The following is a 26,248-nucleotide window of genomic DNA, read 5'->3' on the forward strand; positions in this document are numbered from 1 at the left end:
AAAGCGGCCGCTCCGCGAGCGGAGCGGCCGCAAAGGGCCCGCTGGGGCCGGAGGCTCGTCAAGCGATCGAGAGAAAATCCACGACCTTTGTCACGCCCGGGGCCGACCATGCGGCGCGCTCGGCGATGCTGCGTTCGTTCCAGGCGTGGACCTTTCCGCTGAGCTTGACCGTGCCGCCGTCGGTGGTGACAGTGACCGCGGCGGCGTCAAGATCGGCCTGCCGTTTGAACGCCGACACGATGCGGCTCTTGACGTCGGCGGGCGCGGGCAGCGGTTTGACCTCGATCAGGTTGGTCACTCCGACGACGCCCGAAATCCTGGCGACCGCCTTGCGCGCCTCCATGCTCTGGAAATACCAGTCGACCGTCCCGCTGAGCGTGACCCAGCCATGCTCGACCTTCACCTTCACCTTGTCGTCCGGGATCGACGCCGTCCACGCGATCATGTCGACAATCCGCCTGGCGATTTCATGGTCCGCAATTTTTCTATCGGAGGCGAGGCGCACCTTGATCTCCTCCGCGATCGCCTTGACGCCGGTGATGCGGCGAACGGCTTTCTCGGCCGCGAGCTTTTCGGCGAAGCTCTTGACATAGCCCGAGAGGGTCACGACCCCATCGTTCACCGCGACGCCGATGTCGGCATGGTCGACAGCGGGCTCCCATTCGAGTTCGGCCAGAACGTCATGCTGCAATTGGCTGTCAGTTTTCTTCATCATTCGTCTCCTTTGCATCGCGAAAGGGTGGGGGCGCACCGTGGGGGAGCAACAGCGCCGCGAGGAGCCGGGGTCGCAATCGCCTCCCCGCGGCGCTCGTCCCTGTCGACAGCCGCCCCGATCCGAAATCGGATGCGCGGCTGTATCCAGAGATCGGCTTGGCAAAGCCGCATGCGAGCATGCCCCGAAGACCCGCATCGAATTTGATTGATGCGCTTCCTCCCCAAGCCTGAGCACGGCGATTCTCGAGACCCGCCGCATGCGCTTTGCCAAGTGATCGCCAATCTGATCGTCCGGGCAGACGGGACCAATTCGCAATAGTCCGTAAGGGTTCGAACTCGCGACGCCGACGTCGCTCCCTACGTAGCTTCCCCGATTCAGCCTGCCGCTGCGGCCGCGGTATCCCACAGGCGGCACTTCGGTGGCACGTCGCTGAGTGCGCGACCGCGCGGGCAATGCGTGCGGCGAATCCAAAGCCTTGCTTCAGGAGAGTTTTCATGAACGAAATGAGCCCCGCCCCTGCGGAGAAAAGCACCGCGCCGACACCGGTCCCCGCGGAATTTGGTGCCCTCGACTGGTTTCGAGCCGAAGTCGACCGGTTCATCGACGAAATGGGCAAACCGGGCCGCAGCCTTCTGAGTTTCGTCCCCCGCTTCGTGATCCCCAAGCCCGCGATCGAGCTGACCGACGCCGGCGACATCTATCGGCTCTCGGCCGAACTTCCGGGACTCACCGAGAAGGACGTCAAGATCGAAATCGCCGACGGAATCTTGACGATCTCCGCCGAGAAGCGCGAATCGACGAAGCGCCAGGAGGAAGGCTGCCTTATCAATGAGCGCCGGCACGGCCATTTCGAGCGCCAGATTTCGCTGCCGGTCGATGTCGACGAGGCCAAGGTCAAGGCGAGGTTCAAGCACGGTTTGCTGACGCTGGAAATCGGAAAGGACGCGGGCGCCCGAAAGCCCGTCCGCAAGATCAAGATCGAGAACTGATAATGGCGGTGGTCGGCGGATTGCGTCCGTCGGCAACCGCTCAGCGTCGGCCCCGGACACCCGCAACCTTGGCAACTGAGGAGATCATCTGTGCGAGGAAAAGCGTCCGCCCCCGTTTTGACTGAGGCCGGCCTGCGATTGCGCATCGGCACCAGTCTGTTGTCCCTGATACTCTTGGCCACACTAATGGTCGGGCTGCGCCCGAGGAGCTAGCCTTCTATGATCCGCCGGATCTCCCGCTGCGCGCCGGTCAATCTGGCGGGGTAGAGTCTGCGTCGTCCTCGATACGAAAAGGGAGGGCGCCCGCGGCGCCGCTGCGAAGCGAGTCGGTGGTAATGACCACATTCGCGCCGGGTTGGAGAAGCGGCCCGACCAGGTCGCGAAACGCCTTGTCCACGTGGATTCGTCCAGCAAAGCTCTCGTCGCTCGACGCCGCGAGGGGGTCGGGCAAATGGACGCGGATCCAGCCGCCATCCGGAGCCGTGCCGCCTTGCCGCACGAATACCGTGGTTGCAGCTACCGGCCCGTCGATCCGTACCGGCGCCGAACCGATGGCAATCCCGCTGCGAAGAACAACGACACGCTGGTCGGCCGAGCTGATCACAACCGAAACGGGGCCTGAGGCGGCCCGCTCTGGATGCCAGTCGAACGCCCCATGCGGGCTATCGCCATCATCCCATGCGAGGCCGCCGGCGGGTGCAATGCGCGGTACGGCCGCCTCCTCGGTCACGATGACGGTCATCCCGAGGCGCGTCACGCCGTAAAGCAGACGGGCAAATTCATGCGGCAGGCGGATGCAGCCGTGCGACGCCGGATAGCCGGGCAGCGTCCCCCCATGCAGCGCCACCCCACCCCAGGTCAGGCGCTGCATGTAAGGCATGGGGGCGTTGTCGTAGAGGCTCGAATAATGCTCGACCTTGCGCTCGAGAATGGTGAAGACGCCGGTTGGGGTGCGATGACTGGGCCGCCCCGTCGAAACCGTCGTGATCGCGATCGGGATGCCGTTGCGATAAAGAATGGCGCGCTGCGTGGCGATGCTGACGATGAGCAGCAGCGGGCCCCGCGGTGCAACCTCGGGCGCCCAGAGATATTCGCCCGGCTTGAGGGCCTGTGCGGCGCTCAGGACCGATGCGCCGCGGACGGGTTCCTGGGCGATCGACGCCATGGGCAGCAGCGCGCCGCCGACCAGTATCGCGACCCAGGAGGCGCGCTTCATCTCGGTCTCTCGATGTCGCGGCGCGGAGGGAGGTTCTGTCTCCTCATCCCGCTAAAATCGCCATGGCTCGCCGATCGCGGATCACGACTTCGCGGCGCGAGGGGAGATCGAGCAGGCCATTGGCCCGCATTCGCGTCAATTGCCGGGACGTCGTCTCGATCGTCAGACCCAATATGTCGGCGATCTGCTGGCGACCGAACGGCAGCTCGAACGCCGTCCGCGATCGCGCTGGCTCACCGTCCTCCATGGGCAGGCGTTCGGCCATTTGCAGCAGGAAGGAGGCGACTTTTTCGGTAGCCGATTTGCGGCCGAGCAGCATCATCCAGTAGCGCGCACGGTCGAGCTCGTCGAGGGTGCGGCGCAAGAGCTTGTGCTGAAGATGCGGATGCGCTTCGGCGAAGGCGTCGAAGCTGTTGCGATTGTAGATGCAAAGTTCGGAGTCGCTCATCGCGGTGACGCGGTAAGGGCTTTCCTTGCCGAACGGCCGGCCGATGAAATCGGAAGCAAAGACGATCCCGACGATCTGTTCGCGCCCGTCGGTAGCGGCGACGACCAGCTTGAGAACGCCGCGCAGCACATTCGCGATCAACGGAGCGTCGTCGCCCTCCCACAACAGCGTGTGCCCCGCCTTTACGCGCTGGCGGCGTCCCATGCGGCCCAGCTCGGCGAGTTCCGCGCTATCGAGGCTCGCACATATCGCGCGGCCACGCACCGTGCAGGACGAACAGTCGCTCATCGAAGGGGCCGGCGATTGGTGGAGACATGCGTCATCTCCTGGCTTCTAGGCAAGTTGATCGGCAGTGTGAGTCAGGAACAGTACGTATTAGGAATAGAGGGCGCCCGGGTCATTTTGGCGGCGCGGGAATGTCCTTCCCGATGGTTCCACGTCCGCGCCGCAAGGGGCGGCGCACCGGTGCGGAGCAATATGGGCAACGAAGTTTCAGTTACATTTCATGGCGCCGCGGGCACGGTCACCGGGTCGTGCATGGAATATTCCCACGACGGCAAGCGCTTGCTCGTCGATTGCGGGCTGTTCCAGGGTTCGCGCACGCTCGAAACCCTCAACCGCAGTCCCTTCGCCTTTTCAGCGAAGCAGGTCGATGCGGTCATTCTCACTCACGCTCACATCGATCATAGCGGGCTGCTGCCACGGCTCGTCGCCGAGGGATTCGACGGCGATATCTGGTGCACCGCGCCGACATCGGATCTGCTCCAATTCATGCTCGCCGATGGCGGACGCATTCAGGAAAGCGATGCGGCGCGGCGCAACCGACGCCGCGATCGGGCAGGTCAGCCGCCTTTCGAGCCGCTCTACACCGAAGAGGACGGGCTGGCGGCGTGGCGCCAAAGCAGGGCCGTCGCGCTTGAACAATGGTTCGAACCGATACCGGGATTTCGGGCGCGGCTGTGGAACGCGGGGCATATTCTGGGTTCGGCTTCGGTCGAGCTAGAGGTCGCCGGCGTCCATATTCTGTGCTCCGGCGACCTTGGTCCCGAACACAAGGCTTTCCATCCCGATCCGCAGAGTCCCGCGGGCTTCGATCATGTGATTTGCGAGGCGACCTATGGTGACCGCAAGCGCGATCATCTCACGATCGAGGAGCGGCGCCGCCTGCTGGGCGCCGAAGTCAATGCTGCGCTGCGCCGCGGCGGCAATCTCGTGATTCCCGTTTTCGCGCTCGAACGGACGCAGGAACTGCTGCTCGACCTTGCCGCCCTCATTGCCAGCAACAGCATACCGGCCACCGAGATATTCATCGACTCGCCGCTTGCGAGCCGCGCGACGGGGGTCTTCGCCAAATACGCCGAGGTGCTGGAAGATCTCGATGGCGCCGTCTTCAATCATCCCGCCTTTCATTTCGTCGAAGATGTAAACGCCTCGATCCGCCTCAACAGCGTTTCGGGCGCGATCATCCTGGCCGCGTCGGGCATGTGCGAGGGCGGGCGGATCCGTCACCATCTCAAGCATAATCTCGCCCGGCGCGACTCGACGATCCTGTTCGTCGGCTACCAGGCCGAAGGGTCGCTTGGACGGATAATCCTCGACGGAGCGACCCGCGTCCGCCTTTCGGGCGAAGACATCGCGGTACGCGCCGAGATCCGCCGCATCGACAGCTATTCGGCGCACGCCGATCAGGACGATCTGCTCGCCTGGCTCGGCGCGCGCAAGCCGATCGCGGGCAGCCTCTTTCTGTCACATGGCGAAGCTCCCGCGATCGAAACGCTTCGACGCTTGGCGCAGTCGCGCGACTATGCGGCGACGATCGTCGCCCCTGCGATGGGAGAAACCTATCGTCTCTCCGCGGGCGGGCCAGCAAGGCGAACGAAAACCGGTGACCCGGCGCTGCAAGCGGCGATCGGACGCGACTGGCAAAATAGCTACGCCGACTTCGTGACGAATCTCAAAGCGGAACTGGCCCAGATCGAAGACGCCGCGACACGCGCGAGAGCGGTCGCGGCGATGCGCGAGGTGCTGATCAGCTATCAGCAGGCACGCGCTGCTCGAAAGGGCGGAGACGATCGACGGCCATAAGGGGCATTGCGTAGCGACGTGCGCGCGGTTTCGCCGCATCAACGAGCGAGCGCGCCGTTCGGCGGACGGCGTCAGCGGCGGCATTTCGGAACGCGTTGATCGAAGAGCAAGGATGATGAGCGACGTCGGCAACGATCTGCCCGCCCTGTTTCTAAGGGACGTCGCGCATTTGCACCGCCACGCCGATCTTTGACGGATCACAGCTGGCCGGAAAGTCGAGGGCCGGTTCCATAGGCTCGCTATTGCGTCAGGAGGCCTGAATGTCAGCGCCAGGGACGATTTTGGCTACGCCGGACCAATGGTCCGTCCTGGCCAGGCTCGGAATAGCGCTCGGGCTGGGACTGCTTATCGGTATCCAGCGCGGCTGGACACTTCGTCACGCGGCTGAAGGCAGTCGCTTCGCCGGAATCCGGACCTTCGGGCTCCTGGGGCTGGCGGGGGGTCTTGCCGGCGTTCTGGAATCCGCCAGCCCTACGACCGCGACGATTGTCTTCGCGGCGTCTGCACTACTCGTTCTTTCTGGCTATGCACGAACGCAGCCGCGCCGTGGCGGGGTCAGCGGCACTGCGAGCTTGGCTGCGTTGATTGCGCTGGCCTGCGGCTTTCTAGCGACGCGGGGCGAGGCCCAAATTGCGGCGATCGTCGCCGTCGGTACCACGCTCCTTCTGACGCTGCGACCGCAGCTTCACCACTGGGTCGCAGGCCTGACCGAATCCGAGGTCAGCGCGATCGCCCGCTTCGCGCTGATTGCGCTTGTCATTCTTCCGCTACTTCCGGATCGCTACCTTGGACCCTATGCGGCCTGGAATCCGCGCCAGCTCTGGCTTGTCGTGGTGTTTGTTTCGGGCTTCTCCTTCGCAGGATATATCGCGACCGTGCGGCTTGGTGCGACGCGCGGCACGCTGGCACTGGCTGCGACGGGCGCGATGGTTTCATCGACGGCAGTGACGACGACCTTGGCAACCCGTCTGCGCGATGATCACGAACACGCAGCCACGCTGATTTCTGGCATTGCCGTGGCATCGGCGGTGATGCTCGTGCGCGTCATCTTTCTCGTCGCACTCATCGCGCCCGTCGCGCTGTCTACTCTCGCGCTCGTGATAACCCCCGCCGCGCTGGTCAGTATCGGCGCTGCGGTCTGGGGGTTGTTGGCCGCGCGACGTGCGCCTTCCGCTCCGGCGAGCACCATGGTCTTGCGCAATCCGCTCAATTTCGGTTCGGCGCTTGTGCTGACCGGGCTGGTCATGGCGATGGCGCTGCTCGCGCGGTGGCTGATGACGTGGATCGGCCAGTCCGGTATTGCGATCATATTGGCGGTCTCGGGGATCGCCGACGTCGATGCAGCGATTATCACGATCGGCGGAATGCCCGGCGGCGTGTTCGACGCGCGGACAGCCGGGCTGGTGGTAGCGGCGCCTGTCCTCGCAAACACATTGTTCAAAGCCGCGATCCCCCCCATGCTCTTGCGATCGCGCCTTGGCTGGCTCGCATCGCTACCGCTGCTGGCGAGCGTCGCGGCCGGACTGGTAATGGTGCTCTTCATACTTCGGTAAATCGTCATGGTGAGGCGCCGCCGCCGCTGGCAGGCATCGCGCGATGCCGTCCGCCTCGTGCGCGATCAACAGCGACGCGGGATAAGTAATTTCCCGCATGGGGGAAGCGGAACGGTGCGGCTAACGCGTTTGGACCGCAACAAGACAGGTCGTTGGTCATCAAGGACGATTCTTCGCCTCGCCACTCCGCCAGCGACAATGGCGGCGTGCGCGACTTCCTTCGCGCGCTGGGGCCTGGTCTCATCACCGGGGCGGCCGATGACGACCCCAGCGGGATCGGTACGCACAGCCAGGTCGGGGCTGCTTTCGGTTATGGTCTGGCCTGGACATTTGTTCTCAGCTTTCCGCTCATGGTCGCGATCCAGCAAATCGCTGCCGAAATTGGCCGTGTGACGGGCGCCGGGATCGCCCGAAATCTCCGCCGCCATTATCCGCGCCCGCTGTTGTGGACGATGGTCTCGTTGCTGATCGTCGCCAATATCATCAATCTCGGTGCCGATCTCAGCGCCATGGGCGCCGCGCTCGCGCTTCTGGCAGGGGGAAGCAGCGGGCTTTACACGCTATTGTTCGGCATCCTGTGCATCGTCCTCGAAGTGGGACTGAGCTATCCGCGTTACGCCGCGATCCTCAAATGGTCGACGCTGAGCCTGTTCACCTACGTCGCCGTGCTATTCGTCGCACATGTGCCATGGGGAACGGCACTCAAGTCGCTGGTCGTTCCCGACATCCGCTTCAGCGCTGCCTATGCCACGGCCTTTGTCGCCATTCTCGGTACGACAATCAGCCCCTATCTGTTTTTCTGGCAGGCAGGTCAGGAAATCGAAGAGCAACATCGCCGTCACGCCAAGCCGCTCTGCCTGACACCTTCAACAGCCGGTCCCGAGCTTCGGCGCATCCGGCTCGACACACTCACCGGCATGGGCTTCAGCACGCTCATTTCGCTTGCCATCGTGTTTGCCACCGCTGCCACCCTTCATGCTGGCGGAATTCGCGACATTACAACCTCGTCGCAGGCGGCCGAGGCTTTGCGACCCGTTGCGGGGCAATTTGCCTTTGCAATGTTCGCGCTCGGGATCGTCGGCACGGGCCTGCTCGCGGTGCCCGTACTGGCCGGCTCGGCAGCCTATGCGGTGACCGAGATGGCTGGACGGACCGGAAGTCTCGATGCCAAGCCGCTGTCCGCCCGGCTCTTCTACGGCACGATCGCCGCGACGACACTTGCGGGAGCCTCGCTCAATGCCGTCGGTATCGACCCGGCGCGAGCGCTATACTGGGCCGCCGTCGTAAATGGCCTGCTGGCAGGTCCGCTGATGATCGTGATGATGCTGATCGCGCGCAACAGACGCGCGATGGGCCGACTGACGATCTCGCGAGCGCAGCATTGGGCCGGTTGGGCAGCGACGGCGGTCATGTCCGGCGCTTCGCTGCTGTTCCTGGCATTTGCTGTGGCCCAGGCAGGCTGACGACCGCCGACTTCGGCGCAATCGAAAAGCCCGTCAGGAAGGGTGACGGGTTTCGAGCTTGTTGCGCTGCGGCAGCACGAAGGCGAGCAGCGCGGCGAGAGTCGGCGCGCCCAGTTTTCGCATCACGCGCGCGCGATGGATTTCGACGGTGCGATGACTGATGCCCAGCTCCTGGCCGATCTGCTTGTTGGTCAGTCCCCGCACGAGACCCGCGACCACCTCGCGTTCGCGCTCGGTCAGGTCGCCAAGCGAAGGATGGGGACGCGGCGAGCCTTTCATGTGCGAGTAGCGTTTCTAGCCATGCCTTCTTCTAGAAGCAGAAACCGCGGGCCGCGCTACGTATTGGTCCCTATATTCAGGCGCCCAACCCCGCGGCGAAGGCGAGGCGAAGTGCGTCCGAGAGGCTTCGCACGTCAAGCTTCGCCATCAGATTGGCGCGGTGCACTTCGACCGTTCGCGGCGAGATGCCGAGGTCATAGGCGATCGTCTTGTTCGGCAGGCCTTGCGCGAGCCCGTCGAGCACTTCGCGCTCGCGCGGCGTCAGTACGCCGAGCACGACATTGGCCTCAGTCGCTCGCGTCGCCGCGCTGTCGGCCTGCGCCAACCGGTCAAACGCCGCTTCGATCGCTGATATGAGCACCGCCTTTTCGAAGGGCTTCTCGAGGAAGTCGACGGCTCCCGCTTTCATCGCGCGCACTGCAATCGAGACATCGGCATGACCCGTCAGCACGATCACCGGCATGGTGACGCCGCGGTCTCGCAGCGCCCGCTGGACCTCGAGCCCGTCCATTTCGGGCATGCGCACGTCCAGCAGGATACAGCCTTCGGGCACGTGCCGGATTTCCTTCAGGAAGGCGACGCCGGTCGCCCAGGTCTCGACCGCATATCCGGATGTCTTGAGCATGAAGCTTGCGGAACGCCGGATGGCATCCTCATCGTCGACGATATGGACCAGCTTTCTAGTCGTCATCCTGTCCCCCCGTTTTCGCGCTCACCATCGTGAAATGAAATTCCGTGCCGCCTTCTTCCCCCGGCTGCATCCAGATCCTGCCGCCATTGGCTTCGACGATGGTGCGGCAAATGGAGAGCCCAAGCCCCATGCCATCTGTCTTGGTGCTCACGAAGGCGGTGAAAAGCTGTTCGGCGATAGCCGGAGCTACGCCGGGACCGGTGTCAGCGACGGTCACGCGGATGAAACCAGGCTGCTCGGGCCGACTCGACACGGTAAGCCGGCGGTGTGGCCAGCCGGTCATCGCTTCGACCGCGTTGCGAATGAGGTTGATCAGCACCTGCTGGATCTGAACCTTGTCGACGAGGACCGGCGACGCATAGGGATCAAGGTCGAAAACAGGTTCGACCCCTTTCTCGCGCGCGCCCATCAGCCCAAGGACCGCCGCCTCGTTGATGAGCGCGGGCAATTTCTCGATCGTCTTTTCAACCTCGCCGCGCGCGACGAAATCGCGCAGCCGGCGCACGATATGGCCTGCACGCAGCGCTTCCTTCGCGGTATCGTCGAGCGCCTCGCGGATCATCGGAAGATCATCGGGCTCGGGCTTCGCGAGCATATCGCGGATCGCTTCGACATAATTTGCGACCGCGGTGAGCGGCTGATTGAGTTCGTGCGCGAGCGTGGAGGCCATTGTTCCCATCGCGCTAACCCGCGAGACATGAATGAGCTCGGACTGCAGGGATTCGAGCCGCGCCTCGGTCTTCTGGCGTTCGGTGAGGTCGCGGATGAATCCGGTGAACAAGGGGTGCGCTTCGCTCGCGGCCTCGCCGATCGACAGTTCCATCGGAAAAGTCGACCCGTCCTTTCGCTGCGCGAAAACGACGCGTCCGATGCCGATGATGCGCTTTTCCCCCGTCGCGAGATAACGCGCGATATATCCATCGTGGCGATCGCGGTCGGGCGAAGGCATGAGCGCGCTGACATTGGCCCCGAGCAGTTCGGCTTCGCTGTAGCCGAACAGCCGCTCGGCCGCGGCGCTGAACGACAGGATCTTGCCCTGGTCGTCTATAACGATCATCGCGTCGGGGACCGTCGACAGGATCGAGCGCAAATGGCTTTCCTGCGCGCGCAGCGCGTCCTCGGTGGCGCGGCGGCTCGTGATGTCGGCCAAGGCGACGGCGTAGCATCGCACGCGGCCGTCGGCGCGGCGCAATGTCGACATCGAAATCTGAGCCAGAAATTCGGAACCGTCCTTGCGAACGCGCCAATCCTCGGTTGAAAATTTCGCAACCTGCCTTGCCCGCGCGATATCGCGCGCGGGCGCGCCCGCTTCGATGGCATCGGCCGGGTAGAAGAGCGCAGCATCGCGCCCGATGATTTCATCCGCGTCCCAGCCGAGCAACCGGGCGGCTCCCTGGTTCCAGATCGAAACCTTACCCTCGGCATCAAGCATGTAAATGGCGTGGCCTTGTGCCGCATCGATCAGCAGACTGAGTTCTTCGGCAACGATGGCCGTTTCGGCAGCGCGCTGCGCCGCGCGCCCCTCGCTCGCGGCCATTCGGACGCGCGTCCGATGAAGTCCGCGGCTCAGGAGTACTATCCCGGCTGCGATCAGCACAAAGGCGCTGCCTTCGAGGACGTCGGGGGTATGAATGCCTTGCTGCATTGCAAATCCGACGCCAAAGCCGATGGAGGGAATGATTGCGATCGCGGCCGCCCGCGATCCTACGGCATAGGAAGCGCCGAGAACGGCAAGAGTAAAGAAAAGGAAGGGCGCCCGTCCGCCAAGCCAAGGATTGAGGGCGTAGCGAAACAGCGCGGCAGCGCAAACGATTGCGATAGCGACCGCAACCCGGATCAAAAATGATTTGTGCGCCGTCGACATCACGATTGCCGTCTCCCTCCGGAGGAGCCGCGTCGCCCTGTGGCCGACTATTGCGTACAAGCTTATATCATAGTGACGCCTCTACGGGAAATAGCCAAGTATATCGCGCAAGGCCTGACTGGATCCGGCGGCAGTCCTCCAACGGGATTCCAATCAAGCATCACAGGCGCGGTCAGGGACAGGCCGTCCGCTGAGACGCCCGACAGCCCTTTCATGGAGGCTCGATGGCGCGACGCCTTTCTAACGAGGCCCTATCCCCTGTCCGTACCATTCAGGCACATCGACGGCCAATTCACGCGCGCGCTGCCGAGCTGCAGCGTGAATCTCGTTGCGGATCTGCTGGCGCTCCTGATCGGTCTGTGCCGCCTGCAGGCGGCGCCGGAATTGGGCTCGCTCCTGATCGCTAAGCATCGTCATCATCATATAGCCCGAGCGGTTTCCATTGCCGGTCCCAGCGCCGCCGCCGGCGCCAAGCGGCGCATCGATACCCATCTCGCGCGCGCGCTGCTCGATCGTCTGTCGATGCCGGGCACGAATGCGCTCTCGCTCCTCGGCGGTTGCTGCCGTGCGCATCTCCTCGCGGAACTGCGCGCGCTCGGCGCTTGTCAGCAGGCTGAAGCGCGCGAGCTCGTCGTCGATGGCCTGCGACGCGTTCAGCCGGTCGCGATCCTGGTCCCGGTCGCCGGTTCGATCCTTGTCGCGCAGGCGATCCCGATCGTTGTCCATATCGGTCCGGTCCTAGTCACAGCTTTCTCCCGGCGTGCACAGGCGGTGGCGCGTAAGGTCGAGATCGCCGCCGGGTATCGGCGGTCTGGGTGTATTCGCCCCTGCGCCCGGTCCGCGCTGGGCATGGGCCGCGCCCGGGACCATGCCGAGTAAGGCGACAGCGGCTATCGATGCCGTCCATTGACGGTTCATGATGACTACTCCTTCGTCAATGCTGGAAAGAATGGGCTGGCGCTCAGCTTTTGGGGCGCTCGATCTTTGGCCCCAGCGTTCCGACGACGTCGCGGGCATCGAAGGACTTGCCATTGCCCTCGGGCTTTGGTCCCCGATGCATAACGATTTCGGCCGTCGCCTCGAACTGTTCGACCGTCCGGACGTCGATACGGCTCGCCCAGAAGGGGTCTCCTCCATAAGGATACCAGGAGCGCCAGCCGTAAGGCCGGCCATAATATCGCCATTCGGGCAGCCAATAGGCGTAGGCCGAGCCATACCACGGACGATAAAATGGATCGGGTTCGACGCGGCGTTCCACGCGATGCTCGGTTTCGCGCTGGACGATCGAGAACCAGTCATAACCTTGGGCAAGCGTCAGCTCTGCCGATCGGTACAGCAGATAACCCTCCACCGTATCGCGCGAAGTCAGGTTGTTGCCCTCGAAGGTCACACGATATCTGTCGGACGCCAGTTGGACCTCCGAATATCCGCCTTTGACCTTGCTTGAAGCCGAAGCGGGCTGATAGGGCGTCGTCGTTGCGGCGCAGCCGCCCAGTGCCAACGCCAGCCCCGCCAGAGCGGGGAGAACCAGTGCCGAGAAACGATCATTCGCCATCGCTTGATCCTCTCAGTTCTGGGGGGCGGGCAAGTCCGCCAGCACCCCATATTCGTGGATGTAGTTGACGACCGCCCGGGCGTCGTCGACCACGGTCAGCCCGCTTGCCGTCGCCAGGATCATAACCTTGAAGCCCTTGGAAATGCGCATTGCCGACCCGATCGCAAAACCATCCTGGGCAAGGCGCTATGCGGCTTTTGCATCTCTTGCTTTACGTATTGATCCCAATCGGAGCGGCGGCCCGAAGGCCGGGCTCCGCCTTTCGTTCCCGACGCTTTCCTTCGCGTGCGGATATTTACGGATAGGCGAAGGATGTCGGTACGGCGCATCCCCAAGTGGCGTTCGGCCCCGTCGTGAAAGCTCCCCTCCGTGTCGATCAGAAATTTGCAGCCTCTCCTCCAGCCGCGCAGCCTCGCCCTCATCAGCGCGTTGGGGCGGTCGAATTCTCTCGGCGGCTTCGCGGGGTCATCTGCCGAATATCGCGCCGAAGCGGAACGCATAGGGTCGGTCAAAGCGATCGAGTTCGCCGATCATGACGCTGCGCTGCGCATGGAGCGTGAACCGGGCTTTACCTGCCACGCCGATCCGGATGATCCAACGATCAGGATTCTGCGCCGAACTTTCGAACCGACACCTCTGGGAGCACGGGCATGACCGTCAGACGCATCCTCATTGTTGACGGTCATCCCGACCCCGACCGCGGCCGTTTCGTCCATGCGCTTGCCGATCGCTACGCCGAAGGGGCCGAAGCGGGGGGCCATGCGGTGCGCCGTATCGACATCGCGACGATGGCGATCGATCCGCTGACATCGCGTCACGTGTGGGAGGAGGGTTCGCCGTCGCCCGCGATTGCAGCCGCGCAGGCGGATATTGTCTGGGCCGAGCATATCCTTCTGCTCTACCCGTTGTGGCTGGGCGACATCCCGGCGCTGTTCAAGGCGTTTTTCGAACAGGTCATGCGGCCGGGCTTTGCCTTTCGCTATCGCGAGGGCGGTCTGCCCGAGAAAAAACTGAAGGGCCGAACCGCGCATGTCGTGGTGACGATGGGGATGCCCGCGCTATTGTATCGAACCTTTTATGGCGCCCACAGCCTAAAGAGCCTCGAGCGCAACATATTGAAGTTCGTCGGCATCACGCCGGTGTGCCGCAGTGTCATCGGCAACGTCGAAGGCGACGAGGATATTCGCGCCTTCTGGCTGAAACGCCTGACGGCGAGCGGCCGGGCAGGTCGATAGAGCGTCGCGCCAGATGATAGCGACGGAGCATTGCGTATTCATGGGCGCCAGCGCCGATGCCAGTCCCTGAACGTTGCCGGGGCTTCGGCCAAGGCGGCGAAAGGACCGAGAACATTGGAGACATTGCTCCCGGTTTGCCTATTGGCCGCTGGCGCAGAACGCGGCGGAATCTCGTGTAAAATCTGACCTTTAAGCAGATGGCGGACCCGTATCTGCGTTCTCCTTTTGCGAGACGCTTTCCGCAGCCTCCTCGCGCAGCGCGGCGCGTAAGCCGTCGAGACGGACGCGATAGCCCTCGGCATCGCCATATTCTAGGAAGTCGTAGTAGCGCTGATGCGGGTCGGTTATCCGTACCGCATGCTTGATCGGGCACCAATATTGCTCAGTCCGGCTTGAAATCTCGCGGGCATAGGCGACGACGCCATTGCCATAGCCGCAATAGACGCAGTTGAGCGCCTCGATCCAGTTGAGGTAGGCGAGCCGGCCACGGTCGAGCGCGATATAGTCCGCGCGGCGGACTTTCGGAATACAATAGACCCGAAAGCAGATCGCTTGAAAGATCGTCGCCCATAGATCGAGCAGCGCGAGCGGTACGATCATCGAATAGATGATGGGTGCCGTCATGATCGTTCCGAGCGATGCGCGGCGCACCAGATCGGTTACGCCGATCCGAAAGTGCCGCTGCTGCGCGACAATCCCTTCCTCGAAACGGACCAGCCGCCCCTTGATCGACCAGCCGAGTTCGCGGCGCCGACGCTCGATCTCGCGATCGAGTTCAGTCTGGAGGCGGACGATCTCGCTCGCTAGCTCCCTCATTCGGTTGGTCACGGCCGATCGGCTCCGGCGCGCGCGACCGTCATGTCGTAAGGATGACCTCGAGCGCGCCGGTTTCGGCGGTAGGCCATGATAGACGATCGCTTCATATTGCCGCCTCCATCGGTCGATCCGGGTGAGATGTACGAGGGCTGCCTCCATCGCGTCGCATGCGTGCCTGCGACGCGGTGGGCATGCTCCGCTTCAAGGCACGCCGCTCCGCGCGCTTTCGAGGAGCGCGCGAACTTCAGCATCTCCAGTCTGGCTGAAATCGCGATAGTGGGCACCGACCGCGAAAAAGGGCTCGGGTACGGCGAGAACGACAATCCGGTCGCACATCTTGCGTAGTTCGGAAAATACCGAGGCGGGAGCGACGGGCACCGCGAGCGTAACGGAGCGAGCGCCCGCAGACGCAAGCGCCTTCAGCGCTACCCGTACCGTCCCGCCCGTCGCGATCCCGTCATCGACCAGAATGAGGTTGCGGCCCGCGAGCGGTACCGGCTCGCCGACATGATATGCGGAACGGCGGCGTTCGATCTCGTCGAGCTGGCGCGCCACTTCGCGTTCGATATAGGCCGTATCGGCGCCCGACGCCCGAGCGGCCTGCTCGTCGAGAACCAGTTGCGGCGCCGAGCCATCGACGATCGCACCGATACCATATTCCTCGTGGCCGGGCGCACCGATCTTGCGGGCGATCAGTATATCGAGCGGGGCGTGCAGCCTCCGGGCGATTTCATAGGCTACCGGAACGCCGCCACGCGGGAGCGCGAGGATGACGGGGTCGGCGAGCCCCAGCGGCGCGAGTGTCGCGGCAAGGCGGCGTCCCGCGTCGCGCCGGTTCGCAAAGGGAAGCTCGGTGTCGATCATGCGGGCACTCCTGGAAGAAAGCGGCCGAGCCAACTGACCGCGAGCGCTACAACCAGGTCGAGCGTTCCCGGCTCTTCGAACAAATGGCCCGCGCCCGGGACGATCGCCAGTTCGCGCGGGCATCGCATATGGGAGAGCGCCTCGCGATTGAGATCGATTACGCGATCGTCGCGGCCCCCGACGATCAGCAGCGTCGGTGCCATGACATGCTCAAGCGCCGAGGTGCCCGCAAGATCGGGGCGTCCGCCGCGCGAAACGATCGCAGCGATGCGCGGGTCATTTGCCGCAGCGCGTAGCGCAGCCCCGGCCCCTGTACTCGCTCCGAAATAGGCGGGTCGCAGCATTGCAGTAGCGGGATAATCCTCGCACCAGTCGCACGCCATCCGGAGGCGTCCGGCCAGGAGACCGATGTCGAACACGTTGCGCCGGTCACGTTCTTCGCCGGGGATGAGTAAATCGAGCAGGAGGGTAGCGAAGCCTGCGTCCCGCAATTTCCCGGCGACATGATTATTGCGCGGACTGTATCTTCCGCTGCCGCTCCCGTGGGCGAAAAGCACGATGCCCCGGGCGCCGGGCGGCACGTCGAGGATCGCGCCGAGTCCGAGGCTGCCGATCGTCAACTCGCCCCGGTCCGCGATGATCTGGCGGGCGCTCATAGGCCGAACGGCCAGGTTTCCGGTGCGCCTTGCGGGCGCTCGGCGCCGATCGGCGTGACCGCGCAGCTTTCCTCGAACCAGACATAGGCGTCAAACTGGTCGGCAAGCGCAGCCTTGAAATAATGGCTCGCAAGCTCACTTTGGGGACGGTAGACGACGCCAATCGCCCGTTCGAGGCGCGGCTGCGACAGGACGGAAAGCAGCTCGCCTTTCGATCGCGTTCGCCAATCGAGAAGGCCTCGAGCGACGCCGGTGCCGCGAAAGGCGCCTTCCCAGCTGTCGTCGCGCGCCGGACGCACCTGCATGACCTGCATGGCTGCGCCCCAGTCGGGCGCGGCCGCCACGGTGCCCCTGTCGGTGCCGAAGCCGATGAGCACGCAGCGATCACCATAGGTTTTGCGGACAAGTTCGCCGATGTTGAATTCGCCTTGCCAGCCCATCGCCGTGGCAGCGGCATTGCCGACATGACTGTTGTGCGCCCAGATCACCGCGCGCGCTTCCTTGCGATGCGCCATCAGGGCCTGGAGCGTGTCGAACATGTGCCGATCGCGCAGATTCCAGCTGGCGGAGCCGCCGCGGTACATGGCGCGATAATAAAGTTCGGCGGCTCGCACGATCCGGGCATTCTGTTCGGCATCGAAATAGGCCTCGCCATCGCCGCCAGCAGTGTCCCCTATCAGCGCCATGCGGCGCTGGAGCAGGTCGCCAAGCTGCCTCACAACTGCGGCTTCGCACGGCGCGAGCAAGCCTTGCGTCACCGCACGCCCATAATGTTGCGGCTCCGCCTGCCAAGGCGTGAGGCAAGCATAGCGTCGCCGTGCTTCGATAGCGGCCGCGGGCGCATGTGCCTCCAGATAGTCGATGACCGCGTCGATGGATTCGCCAAGGCTGTAGATGTCGAGCCCATGCATCGCGACCCGCTCGGTTTCAGGCAGCGCGGCATTGCGATGACGCAGCCAGTCGGCGAAAATGCGAACATCCTCATTGCGCCACAGCCAGGTCGGGAAGCGAACGCGCGTGTCGCCGCTTTGCGGACGCGGTGCGCCATGACGCACATAGCCGTCGAAGCGGGCGATGTCGGGCCAGTCGCCTTCGACCGCCACGATATTGAATCCGTGGTGTTCGATCAGCCGCCGTGTAATTCGCGCGCGCGCAGCATAGAATTCGTGCGTTCCGTGGGTTGCTTCGCCGAGCAGCACGACGCGCGCGTCGCCGAAGCGGTCGAACGCGTCGCCGAAGCCCGGTGCATCGACGTCGGGCAGTATCTCCAAGTTCCTGCGCAGCATCCCGGCGCATTCGCGCATAGTGGGAGCGAGGGCGGAATGTGCCGACATGACGCTATCCTATTCACCGGCGAAGGATGCGCCCATACGTAATTCAACGGTCAGCCCTTGCTCTGCGCTTTCCGCGTATAGAATAGGGAATGCGGTTTGGATTTGCCCACAACAGGAACCGGACCGGCGCCGCGGCCTGCCGCGCTGCGGAACGGCTCCACGCAGAACGGCGCGGTCTTATGACAACTTCCTCGACCCCTCAGCGCGTCAAAAGGGTCTGCGCTTGATCTGGTCGCAACGATTCAAGCACAAGACAATATGCGCCCGTCATTCACGCTCGATCGCGCCAGCGATACCACATTGCAGGATCAGATCCGCAAGGGCGTGATCGAATTGATGCGATCGCAAGCCTGGTCGGCAGGGCACAGGCTGCCCTCCTCGCTCACTATGGCGTGGCTCCTGGGCGTTTCCCGCAGCACGGTAACCATTGCCTATCAGCAGTGGCAGATGGCCATGTGGTTGCCCGGGAACGCAGCGGTCCGTTCATCTCTGGCGACCTGACCGCCGGACGGACCGGGTTCGGCGAGGTTACGGGGATTGCCGAACGCGCGACGCCAAACCGCGTGCCCTGGTCCGAACGCCTTCCACGCCTTCCCGCGCTTCCGGAGCCGCGGCCCGCCACCTGGCAGCACTATCCCTATCCCTTTCTCGACGGTTGCTTCGACGACAGTCTTTTACCTGTCGGCGATTGGCGAGAGGCAGTGAGCCTGTCGTTGAAACGGCGGCAGGTCGCGTCGTGGTCCGGGATCGCTGACGATGATGCGGCGCTGACCGAAGAGATCCGGACCAAGATATTGCCGCGTCGCGGCATTTACGCGCGCCCGGATGAAATACTGCTGACGCTCGGCATCGGGCGTCGGACGAGAAGGCTCACATTATGGCATCAATGATTATCTCGAGATCTAAAATGTCCGCATCGGTGACGTGATCTGATCCGGCAGAAAGGTCCGCTGGCGGCGCACGAGCAATGCTGAGCGGAAGGTGATTGCGATAGGCAATGGTTTTTCGGCCTCGCGGCAGCGTATGTCCGCTTCAACGAAGACCAGCCGTGGAAGCTGCTCTTCCTCGACTGACCGCTCTTCAATGAGGTACGGCACCGAGTTCGAACCCCGTATTATCGTGCAATGCAAACCTGTCGACGATGTCGGCGCTGGCGCGATTGTAACCGACGACCTCCACCGTGCGGCCTTCGCGGCGCAGGCGCGCGATGATCTTGTCGAGCGCGCCGACACCCGAGATGTCCCAGAAATGTGCGGCCGACACGTCGATGAGGATGTCGGGTGCGGCCTCATCAGTCTGGAAGCTCCGTGTGAAGCGGTCGACCGAGGCGAAGAAAATCTGGCCAGTCACGAAATAGGTAGTGCGGCTCGCGTCATCACTGGCCTCGCGCCGAACCTCGAACATCCGCTGCACTTTTGCGGCAAAGAATATCCCCGACAGCAGCACGCCAGCGAGCACGCCCAGGGACAGGTCGTGTGTCGCCACGACCACAACCACCGTGGTCACCATCACGATCGACGAGGTCGGCGGATGGCGGCGCAGGTTCGCGATCGAGTTCCAGCTGAAGGTGCCGATCGACACCATGATCATCACCGCGACCAGCGCGGGCATCGGCATGCGGCCGACATAGGGGCCGAGCAAGGCGAGCAACATCAGGAGCGTGGCGCCGGCGGTGAAGGTCGAAAGACGGGTCCGCCCGCCCGAGGTGACGTTGATGACGGACTGACCTATCATTGCGCAGCCGCCCATCCCGCCGACGAAGGCGGCGGCGATGTTGGCGGTGCCTTGTCCGGCGCATTCGCGGCGCTTGTCGCTATCACTGTGCGTCATGTCGTCGACGATCTGCGCGGTGAGGAGCGATTCGAGCAGGCCGACTGCGGCCATCGTCAGCGAATAGGGCAGGATGATCCGTAGCGTTTCCAAAGTCAGCGGTACATCGGGCAGGACGATGTTCGGAAGACCTTCCGGAAGCTTGCCCATGTCGCCGACCGTGTTCACCGGCAGGCCGAACCCAATGCTGATTGCCGACAGGATCAGGATGGCGACGAGCGGCGAGGGAACGGCCTTCGTCAGCAGTGGGAGCAGGTAGATGATGGCAAGCCCGCCCGCGACCATCGCATAAGCCTGCCACGTCACATCGATAAGCTGCGGCAGCTGTGCCATGAAGATGAGGATGGCGAGCGCGTTGACGAACCCGGTGATCACCGAGCGCGATACGAACTGCATGACGAGGTCGAGCCGTAGCAATCCGGCGATAATCTGGATGATGCCCATCAGGATCGTCGCGGCAAAGAGATACTCAACGCCATGTTCGCGGACGAGCGGAATGACGAGGACGGCCACCGCGGCGGTCGCCGCCGAAATCATCCCTGGTCGCCCTCCGGTAAAGGAGATGACGATCGCGATCGCGATCGATGCATAAAGGCCGACGCGCGGATCGACCCCGGCGATGATCGAAAAGCCGATCGCCTCGGGGATCAGTGCGAGTGCGACGACAATGCCGGCAAGGATGTCGGCGCGTGCGGTCGCGGCGCCGGCGAACCATTGCTGGCGGTAAGCGGTAAATCCGTTGAACATGAAAAGCTCACATCAAAACACATGGCGCCCGGGCGGACGCGATCATATTTGCATGTGCGATGTTGTCCGGCGGATCGGCGGCCGGAATAGCCACCCGGAGTTGCACCGGGTCCTTGCGAATGGCGGCCCTCTATCCTGATGCCGGGCTCCTTTGCAATCGATCGCTTTGTTCGCTTTCGTGCCTGGCATCATAAAAGCCGACCCTCTCCAGCCGGCCAGTCCCTGCCGAGTGCTGGACCGGCGCTAATTGGGGGCTTCGACCAGATCTTCGACCATCGTGGCCATCAGGCCGACCTGCGAATGGACACCGGCCTTTGCATAGATGCTCGCAAGCTGCGCCCGGATCGTCCCCGACGCCGCGCTGCGGAGGCATGCGATCTCTGCGGCATCGAAGCCCTTGAGTGCGAAGAGCGCGACATCGGCCTCGGCACCGGTCAACTGCCAGTCGAGGAACCGCTGCCGGACGAGATCTGACATCGCGCCGCGCGCGGTTGCGACCGCAGCTTCGTCAAGCCTTGCGCGAACGACCAGCCAGCGCAGCTGCAGCGTGCCGAAGACCACGCCAGCCAGCAGGGCGGCGGTTGCGCAGGATTCAACGAACAGGTGCATGCTCCATCCATCCGCGGCGATGTCGCCTGCGACGTCGGCGACGAAGAAGATCGTCGCGAGCGTCTGCAGCGCCACAAGGAAGGTGATGGCGACTGCCCGGCGTTCCAGCGCTTTTCGTCTTTCCCGCATGGTCACGGTCTACGCGCGTCCGGGCAACATGGCCAACAGGATTTCCCGGCCGCTGCGGCGCGTCTCGAAGACTGTTCCGGCGATATGCAGGGCAATCAGAATATAGAGCAGGTTGACGCTGGTCTCATGCACTTCTTCCCACATGCTTTCGCTACCCTCCGCGCCTTTCACCTCGTCTTCCTCCTCATCGTCGTCCTGTTCGGCGACCAAATGGCGGCTGACCTCGCCCGCCTGATCCGCAGAGCCGGGGAGCGCGCCCGAAGGTGGGCCTGCCATCGCTATTCCGCTGGCAATGATAAGGCCGAGCACGCACCAGATGGCGTAGACCATCAACGCGCCAAGCGGATTGTGCGAGCGATGGATCTCCTTTCGGCCGACCCTTATATCGCGCAGATGCCCCACAGCCCGGCGCAAGCTCGGCGGGAAAGCCGAAAAGCGAGCTTCGGCCGGACCTATCAAACCCCACAGCAGGCGCAGCGCGAAGACCGCGGCCAGCGCATAGCCCACCCAGATGTGCGCCCCCGATCCTTCTTCGGTAACCAGCGCATTGGCGATGATTGCGGTGACAATCGACCAATGGGCGATTTTCACGACGGGATCCCAGCTGCGACGCGAGCGAGCGGGGGCTGGGGAAAATTCTTCGAGTTCTAATTGTTGCGCGTGTGGCATGCTCTTTTCCTTCGTTGCTCGAAGGATCCGATCATGGCTGACGCCGCCGGGCCATCGGTCAGATGCTTATGCTCGCGGATTTAAGCATCTGCTTACGCCAGGAGCACCGTTGCGTAAGTTTCCGGGCGCGCTTTGCGAACATTATGTGCCCGGAATTCCCGCGAGCTCTGCTGGCGTGACGACGGGTTCGTTCCGGTCCTTCCGCTCCGAGTAGCGGTCGACGAGCTGGTCGGCATGGCCGCGCGTGAGCACGGTGAAGCGCACCAGCTCCTCGGCGACGTCGACAATCCGGTCATAATAGCTCGATGGCAGCATCCGGCCCGCCTTATCAAACTCCTGATAGGCCTTCGCGACGCTCGACTGGTTGGGAATGGTGATCATCCGCATCCAGCGGCCAAGGATGCGCAGCGTGTTGACGCTGTTGAACGATTGCGATCCCGCCGAGACCTGCATCACCGCAAGCGTGCGGCCCTGCGTCGGGCGGAGTCCCTTATAGGCGAGCGGCAGGTGATCGATCTGCGCCTTCATGATCCCGGTGATCTGACCATGGCGTTCGGGGCTGCACCAGACCTGGCCTTCGGACCAGAGCGAATGCTGGCGAAGCTCCTCGACCGCCGGATGATCATCATCTGCGATCTGGTCAGGAAGCGGAAGGTCGGAGGGATCGAAGATCCGCGTTTCGCAGCCGAACAGCTGGAGCAGCCGCGCGCTTTCTTCGACGACGAGACGGGAGTAGGAGCGTTCCCGCAAGCTGCCGTAGAGCAGCAAAATGCGCGGCGCGGGATCGAGCGGGCCGAGACCGAGCGCCGGTTGTGCGCGCAGATATTGGGGCCCGAGCGCCGGAAAGTGGTCGGGGTCGACGAGTGCGCGCAGGCGCGCGAAGTTTTGGTCTGACATGAGCTAGTCTACCGTGGGGTGGTTGCGGGGAACCAGCGGCGGCCGAGGCGAAACGCCACACCGACGAGGAGGATGAGGACGGGGACCTCGACGAGCGGGCCGATTACTGCTGCGAAGGCGACGGGCGAGGCGAGGCCGAAGGCAGCAATCGAGACGGCAATCGCGAGTTCAAAATTATTGCCTGCGGCGGTGAAGGCGACCGCGGTCGTGCGCGGGTAATCGGCGTCGATGAGCTTACCCATCCAGAAGCTGATCAGGAACTGGATGACGAAGTAGATCGTAAGCGGGATCGCGATGCGAACAACGTCGGCGGGAATGCTGACGATCTCGCCGCCCTTGAGGCTGAACATCGCGACGATGGTGAATAGCAGCGCGACGAGCGTGATCGGGGCGATCCGCGGCAGGAAGCGTGTCTCGTACCAATCGTTGCCTTTTGCCTTCGCGAGAATATGGCGCGTCAGATATCCGGCGAAAAAGGGAATGCCGAGATAGATTAGAACCGCTTTAGCGATCGTCCAGAAGCTCACGTCGATGACGCTGCCTTCGAGCCCGAACAGCGGCGGCAGGATGGTGAGGAAGAACCAAGCATAGACACTGAAGAAGAGAATCTGGAAGATCGAGTTGAAGGCGACGAGCGCCGCGACATATTGATTGTCGCCTTTCGCGAGCTGGTTCCAGACGATGACCATCGCGATGCAGCGCGCAAGGCCGATGAGGATCAGGCCGGTCATATATTCGGGTCGATCCGCAAGAAAGAGGATGGCGAGCGCGAACATCAGCGCCGGGCCGATGATCCAGTTCTGGACGAGCGAGATCGCAAGGACGCGTCGGTCGTCGAACACGCGCGGAAGCTCGCTATAGCGCACGCGGGCGAGCGGCGGATACATCATCAGGATCAGGCCGATCGCGATCGGGATGTTGGTCGTGCCGATCGACAGCGCCTCGATCGCGCTTGGGAGGCCCTCGAAGATGGTTCCGAGAAGCACCCCCAAGGCCATCGCCAGGAATATCCAGAGCGTCAGATAGCGGTCGAGGAACGACAGGCGTTCGCCTTTGATCTGCGGCATCGATCAGTCGCCGATGCGGTTGCCGGCGTCGTCGACCACCTGCTCGCCGTCCTCCTTGGCGAAGGCGCCAAGCTGCCTCGCCGGAAGGATGTCGAGTACGGCCTCGGAAGGGCGGCAGAGCCTCACACCGAGCGGAGATACGACGAGCGGACGGTTGATCAGAATGGGATGCGCCATCATCGCGTCGATGATTTCCGCATCGCTGAGCGCGGGATCGTCGAGGCCGAGCTGGAGGTAGGGCGTACCTTTCTGCCGCAGGAGGTCTCGCGGTGCTATACCGGCGCGGGCGATCAACTGTTCGAGCAGCCTACGCGTGGGCGGCGACTGCAGATATTCGACGATATGCGGTTCGATCCCCGCGTTGCGGATGAGGCCAAGCGTGTTGCGTGAGGTGCCGCAGTCGGGATTGTGATAGATGAGAATGTCGGCCACGGCTCAATCCCGATCAGCAGCAGGCGAGTTCGGCGAGCAGCGGTTCACAGAGTTCGGCGCGCCCGTCACAGCAATCCTTGGCGAGGAAAAGCATCAGGCCGCGAAGAGCATCAATGTCGGCGCGCTGGATGATGTTGCGTCCGCGCTTCTCTGACTGCACGAGTCCAGCCTTGGCGAGCACAGCGAGATGCGTCGAGAAGGTGCTCTGCGTCAGTCCAGAATGTTCGACGAGCTGTCCTGTCGAAAGTCCTTCGGGCTCGTGTCGCACAAGCAAACGGAAGGCATTGAGCCGGGTCGGATGCGCGAGCGCGGCGAGCGCCAGCAGGGCTGCGTCAGTGGTCATTCATCGAAATTACCCGATGGATTTCCATCTGGCAATAACAATCGCAAATTCCCGATGCGTTAATATCACTTTCCTCGTTTCGGTGCCCGAAGCAGATGAGGTGGATGGCTCCCGCTCGCGGCATCTATGTGCCAAGATGAGTTTACCCTAACGCGCGGATGGCAACTCTCAGGCCGTCAAATATCCGGCGCTATGTGTGGCTTCAGCCACATGCCCGACAATCTTTGCTTGGGAGAGCCGGCCGCCGTGTAAAGCCTTAACCGGGTTGGACAGATGCGCTTTACGGGCTGCGCTCCTTACTCTTGCCATTTGGACCAAGGTGACGACAATGCCTCCATCTGCCCGCGGGGATCAAGAATGCAAGACGGACTTGTCGATCGGATTTACGAATGCTCGGTGGTCCCGGAGGCATGGCCGGCGGTTCTCGACGAGGTGGCAGCGCTCGCGGGTTCGGCGGGTGGGCTTCTCTTCTCGGCGCGCAAGGCCCTGAACTGGACCGCTTCCGAGCGCGTAGCCGACGTCTTTGCGGCCTATGTGGAGGAAGGATGGTTCGGCAAATGCAGCCGGCGCGTTTGCCTGATGGGCCGCGAGGAACCCTCCTTTTTCGTCGAGCATGATTTCTGGAGCGACGCGGAAATCGATGCCGATCCGGTGTATCGCGATTTTTTCCGTCCGCGCGGGCTGGGATGGTCGGCGGGAACCGGGGTCCAGGTGCCGACCGGCGACAATATCGTGTTCAGCGTCGAGCGCGCCTTTTCTGAAGGCCCCGTGGCGGCCGAAAGCGTGGCACGGCTCAATCTGCTGCGCCCGCATCTGGCGCGCAGCGCGCTCGTGAGCGCGCGTATGCAGCACAAGCGCGCGCAGGGCGCCGCCGAGGCGCTGACCGCGATGCACCTGCCTGCCTTTCTCCTGCGCGCAGGCGGTGAAGTTGTCGAGATGAGCCCGCTTGGCACCGATGTGTCACCGCTTGTGATATTGGGTGCCCACGGCCGCCTGCGACTGGCGGACAGGCAGGCAGATGCGCTCCTCGACGACGCCCTGGCATCGCTGACCTCGGCACCCGCCATCAGCGCGCGATCGTTTCCGGTACGTGACGCGGCGGGAATGCCCCGGCAGGTCGCGCATCTGATCCCGGTTCAGCGCGGTGCGCACGATGTTTTTGGGGATTCCTATGCCTTGCTGATGATGGTGCCGGTCGCTTCGGATAGCGTGCCTTCGGCAACGCTGATGAAGTCGCTTTTTGACCTGACGCCGTCGGAAGCGCGCGTTGCCAGTGGTATCGCACGCGGCGAAACGCCAGAGGCAATCGCGGCATCGGGCTGTGTCGCCATCAGCACAGTGCGCAGCCAAATTCGCAGTGTGCTCGAGAAAACGGGCACGTCACGGCAGTCCGACCTTGCCGGGCTGCTGGCGCGGCTCGGTGCAACCGCTCCGAACTAGTCGAAAAACTCCGTCCCATCCTCCATCTGGAGGATGAACCGCATGCAGGCTTGGGCTCTATTCGCAATCGCTGACGGCGATCTGCGACCCACAGTCGTCAGCGGGCGGTGCGCTTGACCCATCGGGCCAGGCGCACCGCCGCCAGAACCCGCCCGATCGGCAAAAGGTCAAGGCAACGGGTGCAAGACTTGATCGGCTGACCGCATCATTCGCAGCCTGACTGGTCGCGGCGGCAACGCTTTTCGCGACTGCCCCCATGGTAACCCCGGCGGCGTTTTCGCCGCAGTTCCGCAAAAATACCGACATCCTGTAAAAACTACTA

The 26,248-nt window shown here is 63.4% G+C and carries 30 protein-coding genes and 1 other annotated feature; of the genes, 10 read left to right on the top strand and 20 right to left on the bottom strand.

Going from position 1 to position 26,248, the window contains the following annotated elements:
- Positions 1-58: 58 nt before the first annotated feature.
- Positions 59-715, bottom strand: coding sequence for a BON domain-containing protein (locus tag ACT17R_RS08805; RefSeq protein ID WP_444809292.1), 657 nt, complete (start codon positions 713-715; stop codon positions 59-61).
- Positions 716-1,209: 494 nt separating this feature from the next.
- Here ACT17R_RS08805 and ACT17R_RS08810 point away from each other — a divergent pair, with 494 nt between their 5' ends.
- Positions 1,210-1,704, top strand: a complete 495-nt coding sequence (locus ACT17R_RS08810) for an Hsp20/alpha crystallin family protein (RefSeq protein WP_444809293.1) — start codon at positions 1,210-1,212, stop codon at positions 1,702-1,704.
- Positions 1,705-1,954: 250 nt separating this feature from the next.
- Here the strand turns inward: ACT17R_RS08810 and ACT17R_RS08815 are convergent, their stop codons facing one another.
- Positions 1,955-2,920, bottom strand: a complete 966-nt coding sequence (locus tag ACT17R_RS08815) for a L,D-transpeptidase family protein (RefSeq protein WP_444809294.1) — start codon at positions 2,918-2,920, stop codon at positions 1,955-1,957.
- Positions 2,921-2,963: 43 nt separating this feature from the next.
- The gene (locus ACT17R_RS08820) at positions 2,964-3,656 is read right to left on the bottom strand and encodes a Crp/Fnr family transcriptional regulator (protein ID WP_444809295.1); all 693 of its coding nucleotides are present in this window, start codon (positions 3,654-3,656) and stop codon (positions 2,964-2,966) included.
- Between the two features lie 189 nt (positions 3,657-3,845).
- Here ACT17R_RS08820 and ACT17R_RS08825 point away from each other — a divergent pair, with 189 nt between their 5' ends.
- From ACT17R_RS08825 to ACT17R_RS08835, 3 genes are all read left to right on the top strand, one after another.
- Positions 3,846-5,453 (top strand): MBL fold metallo-hydrolase RNA specificity domain-containing protein, encoded by a 1,608-nt coding sequence (locus ACT17R_RS08825; protein ID WP_444809296.1) that lies wholly within the window; start codon positions 3,846-3,848, stop codon positions 5,451-5,453.
- 260 nt (positions 5,454-5,713) lie between these two features.
- Positions 5,714-7,006 (top strand): MgtC/SapB family protein, encoded by a 1,293-nt coding sequence (locus tag ACT17R_RS08830; protein WP_444809297.1) that lies wholly within the window; start codon positions 5,714-5,716, stop codon positions 7,004-7,006.
- Between the two features lie 206 nt (positions 7,007-7,212).
- Positions 7,213-8,469 carry an NRAMP family divalent metal transporter gene (locus ACT17R_RS08835; protein WP_238929748.1) on the top strand — a complete coding sequence of 419 codons (1,257 nt, stop codon included), beginning with the start codon at positions 7,213-7,215 and terminating at the stop codon, positions 8,467-8,469.
- Between the two features lie 33 nt (positions 8,470-8,502).
- Here the strand turns inward: ACT17R_RS08835 and ACT17R_RS08840 are convergent, their stop codons facing one another.
- The 3 genes from ACT17R_RS08840 to ACT17R_RS08850 form a co-directional block, all read right to left on the bottom strand.
- Positions 8,503-8,748, bottom strand: a complete 246-nt coding sequence (locus tag ACT17R_RS08840; RefSeq protein ID WP_062901308.1) for a response regulator transcription factor — start codon at positions 8,746-8,748, stop codon at positions 8,503-8,505.
- 76 nt (positions 8,749-8,824) lie between these two features.
- Positions 8,825-9,439, bottom strand: coding sequence for a response regulator transcription factor (locus ACT17R_RS08845; protein ID WP_440511713.1), 615 nt, complete (start codon positions 9,437-9,439; stop codon positions 8,825-8,827).
- Positions 9,429-10,976, bottom strand: a complete 1,548-nt coding sequence (locus tag ACT17R_RS08850) for a PAS domain-containing sensor histidine kinase (RefSeq protein ID WP_444809298.1) — start codon at positions 10,974-10,976, stop codon at positions 9,429-9,431. Before ACT17R_RS08850 ends, ACT17R_RS08845 begins: the two co-directional genes overlap by 11 nt.
- Before the next feature lie 15 nt (positions 10,977-10,991).
- Between ACT17R_RS08850 and ACT17R_RS08855 the strand changes: the two genes are divergently transcribed.
- Positions 10,992-11,285, top strand: coding sequence for a hypothetical protein (locus tag ACT17R_RS08855; protein ID WP_238929747.1), 294 nt, complete (start codon positions 10,992-10,994; stop codon positions 11,283-11,285).
- Between the two features lie 258 nt (positions 11,286-11,543).
- Here ACT17R_RS08855 and ACT17R_RS08860 read toward each other — a convergent pair whose 3' ends face one another.
- The 3 genes from ACT17R_RS08860 to ACT17R_RS08870 all read right to left on the bottom strand — a co-directional run bounded on the left by ACT17R_RS08860 (position 11,544) and on the right by ACT17R_RS08870 (position 13,008).
- The gene (locus ACT17R_RS08860) at positions 11,544-12,029 is read right to left on the bottom strand and encodes a hypothetical protein (protein WP_062901306.1); all 486 of its coding nucleotides are present in this window, start codon (positions 12,027-12,029) and stop codon (positions 11,544-11,546) included.
- Between the two features lie 235 nt (positions 12,030-12,264).
- A complete protein-coding gene (locus tag ACT17R_RS08865) occupies positions 12,265-12,858 on the bottom strand; it encodes a CC0125/CC1285 family lipoprotein (protein ID WP_062901305.1) in 594 nt (197 codons plus the stop codon).
- Positions 12,859-12,870: 12 nt separating this feature from the next.
- Positions 12,871-13,008, bottom strand: coding sequence for a hypothetical protein (locus tag ACT17R_RS08870; protein ID WP_202988427.1), 138 nt, complete (start codon positions 13,006-13,008; stop codon positions 12,871-12,873).
- Between the two features lie 219 nt (positions 13,009-13,227).
- On the opposite strand from ACT17R_RS08870, the gene ACT17R_RS08875 reads away from it, so the two are divergent.
- Positions 13,228-13,512, top strand: coding sequence for a hypothetical protein (locus ACT17R_RS08875; protein WP_202988426.1), 285 nt, complete (start codon positions 13,228-13,230; stop codon positions 13,510-13,512).
- Positions 13,509-14,093, top strand: coding sequence for an NAD(P)H-dependent oxidoreductase (locus ACT17R_RS08880; protein ID WP_062901304.1), 585 nt, complete (start codon positions 13,509-13,511; stop codon positions 14,091-14,093). The genes ACT17R_RS08875 and ACT17R_RS08880 overlap by 4 nt, the downstream gene beginning before the upstream one ends.
- Before the next feature lie 189 nt (positions 14,094-14,282).
- Here the strand turns inward: ACT17R_RS08880 and ACT17R_RS08885 are convergent, their stop codons facing one another.
- From ACT17R_RS08885 to ACT17R_RS08900, 4 genes are all read right to left on the bottom strand, one after another.
- Positions 14,283-14,921, bottom strand: coding sequence for a hypothetical protein (locus ACT17R_RS08885; protein WP_062901303.1), 639 nt, complete (start codon positions 14,919-14,921; stop codon positions 14,283-14,285).
- A 189-nt stretch (positions 14,922-15,110) separates the two neighbouring features.
- Positions 15,111-15,773 (bottom strand): phosphoribosyltransferase, encoded by a 663-nt coding sequence (locus tag ACT17R_RS08890; RefSeq protein ID WP_062901302.1) that lies wholly within the window; start codon positions 15,771-15,773, stop codon positions 15,111-15,113.
- Positions 15,770-16,429, bottom strand: coding sequence for a dienelactone hydrolase family protein (locus ACT17R_RS08895; protein WP_062901301.1), 660 nt, complete (start codon positions 16,427-16,429; stop codon positions 15,770-15,772). The genes ACT17R_RS08890 and ACT17R_RS08895 overlap by 4 nt, the downstream gene beginning before the upstream one ends.
- On the bottom strand, positions 16,426-17,715 hold the full coding sequence (locus ACT17R_RS08900) for an erythromycin esterase family protein (RefSeq protein WP_444809299.1): 1,290 nt from the start codon (positions 17,713-17,715) through the stop codon (positions 16,426-16,428). Before ACT17R_RS08900 ends, ACT17R_RS08895 begins: the two co-directional genes overlap by 4 nt.
- Before the next feature lie 306 nt (positions 17,716-18,021).
- Between ACT17R_RS08900 and ACT17R_RS08905 the strand changes: the two genes are divergently transcribed.
- Together ACT17R_RS08905 and ACT17R_RS08910 are read left to right on the top strand one after the other, a co-directional pair.
- Positions 18,022-18,264: a hypothetical protein gene (locus ACT17R_RS08905; RefSeq protein ID WP_444809300.1), complete on the top strand. Its 243-nt coding sequence runs from the start codon at positions 18,022-18,024 to the stop codon at positions 18,262-18,264.
- Positions 18,204-18,653: a hypothetical protein gene (locus tag ACT17R_RS08910; RefSeq protein WP_444809301.1), complete on the top strand. Its 450-nt coding sequence runs from the start codon at positions 18,204-18,206 to the stop codon at positions 18,651-18,653. Before ACT17R_RS08905 ends, ACT17R_RS08910 begins: the two co-directional genes overlap by 61 nt.
- Positions 18,654-18,843: 190 nt before the next feature.
- Here the strand turns inward: ACT17R_RS08910 and ACT17R_RS08915 are convergent, their stop codons facing one another.
- The 7 genes from ACT17R_RS08915 to ACT17R_RS08945 form a co-directional block, all read right to left on the bottom strand.
- Positions 18,844-20,340: a SulP family inorganic anion transporter gene (locus ACT17R_RS08915; protein ID WP_444809302.1), complete on the bottom strand. Its 1,497-nt coding sequence runs from the start codon at positions 20,338-20,340 to the stop codon at positions 18,844-18,846.
- Between the two features lie 60 nt (positions 20,341-20,400).
- Positions 20,401-20,456 (bottom strand) — a sequence feature (sul1 is cis-regulatory element that is thought to sense ions involved in sulfur or methionine metabolism; They are found in Alphaproteobacteria).
- 127 nt (positions 20,457-20,583) lie between these two features.
- Positions 20,584-21,078: a helix-turn-helix transcriptional regulator gene (locus tag ACT17R_RS08920; protein ID WP_444809303.1), complete on the bottom strand. Its 495-nt coding sequence runs from the start codon at positions 21,076-21,078 to the stop codon at positions 20,584-20,586.
- Positions 21,079-21,087: 9 nt separating this feature from the next.
- A complete protein-coding gene (locus ACT17R_RS08925) occupies positions 21,088-21,747 on the bottom strand; it encodes a cytochrome b/b6 domain-containing protein (protein ID WP_444809304.1) in 660 nt (219 codons plus the stop codon).
- A gap of 141 nt (positions 21,748-21,888) precedes the next feature.
- Positions 21,889-22,644, bottom strand: coding sequence for an arsenical resistance protein ArsH (arsH, locus tag ACT17R_RS08930; RefSeq protein ID WP_444809305.1), 756 nt, complete (start codon positions 22,642-22,644; stop codon positions 21,889-21,891).
- Positions 22,645-22,652: 8 nt separating this feature from the next.
- Positions 22,653-23,711, bottom strand: coding sequence for an ACR3 family arsenite efflux transporter (gene arsB / locus ACT17R_RS08935; protein WP_263588099.1), 1,059 nt, complete (start codon positions 23,709-23,711; stop codon positions 22,653-22,655).
- Positions 23,712-23,714: 3 nt separating this feature from the next.
- Positions 23,715-24,143 carry an arsenate reductase (glutaredoxin) gene (gene arsC / locus ACT17R_RS08940; protein WP_263588100.1) on the bottom strand — a complete coding sequence of 143 codons (429 nt, stop codon included), beginning with the start codon at positions 24,141-24,143 and terminating at the stop codon, positions 23,715-23,717.
- A gap of 13 nt (positions 24,144-24,156) precedes the next feature.
- On the bottom strand, positions 24,157-24,486 hold the full coding sequence (locus ACT17R_RS08945) for an ArsR/SmtB family transcription factor (protein ID WP_086457539.1): 330 nt from the start codon (positions 24,484-24,486) through the stop codon (positions 24,157-24,159).
- 357 nt (positions 24,487-24,843) lie between these two features.
- Between ACT17R_RS08945 and ACT17R_RS08950 the strand changes: the two genes are divergently transcribed.
- Positions 24,844-25,926 (top strand): helix-turn-helix transcriptional regulator, encoded by a 1,083-nt coding sequence (locus ACT17R_RS08950; protein WP_234179363.1) that lies wholly within the window; start codon positions 24,844-24,846, stop codon positions 25,924-25,926.
- Positions 25,927-26,248: the final 322 nt, after the last annotated feature.

The sequence above is a fragment of the Sphingopyxis sp. Q841 genome, from assembly GCF_052384365.1.
GTDB classification, from domain to species: Bacteria; Pseudomonadota; Alphaproteobacteria; order Sphingomonadales; family Sphingomonadaceae; genus Sphingopyxis; species Sphingopyxis terrae_A.

Excerpts from the sequence above, each read along its gene's own strand:
- ACT17R_RS08870 (WP_202988427.1), bottom strand. The coding sequence starts at position 13,008 with ATGCGCATTTCCAAGGGCTTCAAGGTTATGATCCTGGCGACGGCAAGC.
- ACT17R_RS08825 (WP_444809296.1), top strand. The coding sequence starts at position 3,846 with ATGGGCAACGAAGTTTCAGTTACATTTCATGGCGCCGCGGGCACGGTC.
- ACT17R_RS08880 (WP_062901304.1), top strand. The coding sequence starts at position 13,509 with ATGACCGTCAGACGCATCCTCATTGTTGACGGTCATCCCGACCCCGAC.
- ACT17R_RS08890 (WP_062901302.1), bottom strand. The coding sequence starts at position 15,773 with ATGATCGACACCGAGCTTCCCTTTGCGAACCGGCGCGACGCGGGACGC.
- ACT17R_RS08925 (WP_444809304.1), bottom strand. The coding sequence starts at position 21,747 with ATGCCACACGCGCAACAATTAGAACTCGAAGAATTTTCCCCAGCCCCC.
- ACT17R_RS08900 (WP_444809299.1), bottom strand. The coding sequence starts at position 17,715 with ATGCTGCGCAGGAACTTGGAGATACTGCCCGACGTCGATGCACCGGGC.
- ACT17R_RS08820 (WP_444809295.1), bottom strand. The coding sequence starts at position 3,656 with ATGAGCGACTGTTCGTCCTGCACGGTGCGTGGCCGCGCGATATGTGCG.
- ACT17R_RS08810 (WP_444809293.1), top strand. The coding sequence starts at position 1,210 with ATGAACGAAATGAGCCCCGCCCCTGCGGAGAAAAGCACCGCGCCGACA.
- ACT17R_RS08830 (WP_444809297.1), top strand. The coding sequence starts at position 5,714 with ATGTCAGCGCCAGGGACGATTTTGGCTACGCCGGACCAATGGTCCGTC.
- ACT17R_RS08945 (WP_086457539.1), bottom strand. The coding sequence starts at position 24,486 with ATGACCACTGACGCAGCCCTGCTGGCGCTCGCCGCGCTCGCGCATCCG.
- ACT17R_RS08845 (WP_440511713.1), bottom strand. The coding sequence starts at position 9,439 with ATGACGACTAGAAAGCTGGTCCATATCGTCGACGATGAGGATGCCATC.
- ACT17R_RS08920 (WP_444809303.1), bottom strand. The coding sequence starts at position 21,078 with ATGCGGGAAAGACGAAAAGCGCTGGAACGCCGGGCAGTCGCCATCACC.
- ACT17R_RS08915 (WP_444809302.1), bottom strand. The coding sequence starts at position 20,340 with ATGTTCAACGGATTTACCGCTTACCGCCAGCAATGGTTCGCCGGCGCC.
- ACT17R_RS08805 (WP_444809292.1), bottom strand. The coding sequence starts at position 715 with ATGATGAAGAAAACTGACAGCCAATTGCAGCATGACGTTCTGGCCGAA.
- arsB (WP_263588099.1), bottom strand. The coding sequence starts at position 23,711 with ATGCCGCAGATCAAAGGCGAACGCCTGTCGTTCCTCGACCGCTATCTG.
- ACT17R_RS08850 (WP_444809298.1), bottom strand. The coding sequence starts at position 10,976 with ATGGCCGCGAGCGAGGGGCGCGCGGCGCAGCGCGCTGCCGAAACGGCC.
- ACT17R_RS08840 (WP_062901308.1), bottom strand. The coding sequence starts at position 8,748 with ATGAAAGGCTCGCCGCGTCCCCATCCTTCGCTTGGCGACCTGACCGAG.
- ACT17R_RS08815 (WP_444809294.1), bottom strand. The coding sequence starts at position 2,920 with ATGAAGCGCGCCTCCTGGGTCGCGATACTGGTCGGCGGCGCGCTGCTG.
- ACT17R_RS08860 (WP_062901306.1), bottom strand. The coding sequence starts at position 12,029 with ATGGACAACGATCGGGATCGCCTGCGCGACAAGGATCGAACCGGCGAC.
- arsH (WP_444809305.1), bottom strand. The coding sequence starts at position 22,644 with ATGTCAGACCAAAACTTCGCGCGCCTGCGCGCACTCGTCGACCCCGAC.
- ACT17R_RS08905 (WP_444809300.1), top strand. The coding sequence starts at position 18,022 with ATGCGCCCGTCATTCACGCTCGATCGCGCCAGCGATACCACATTGCAG.
- ACT17R_RS08865 (WP_062901305.1), bottom strand. The coding sequence starts at position 12,858 with ATGGCGAATGATCGTTTCTCGGCACTGGTTCTCCCCGCTCTGGCGGGG.
- ACT17R_RS08950 (WP_234179363.1), top strand. The coding sequence starts at position 24,844 with ATGCAAGACGGACTTGTCGATCGGATTTACGAATGCTCGGTGGTCCCG.
- ACT17R_RS08855 (WP_238929747.1), top strand. The coding sequence starts at position 10,992 with ATGAAGTCCGCGGCTCAGGAGTACTATCCCGGCTGCGATCAGCACAAA.
- ACT17R_RS08895 (WP_062901301.1), bottom strand. The coding sequence starts at position 16,429 with ATGAGCGCCCGCCAGATCATCGCGGACCGGGGCGAGTTGACGATCGGC.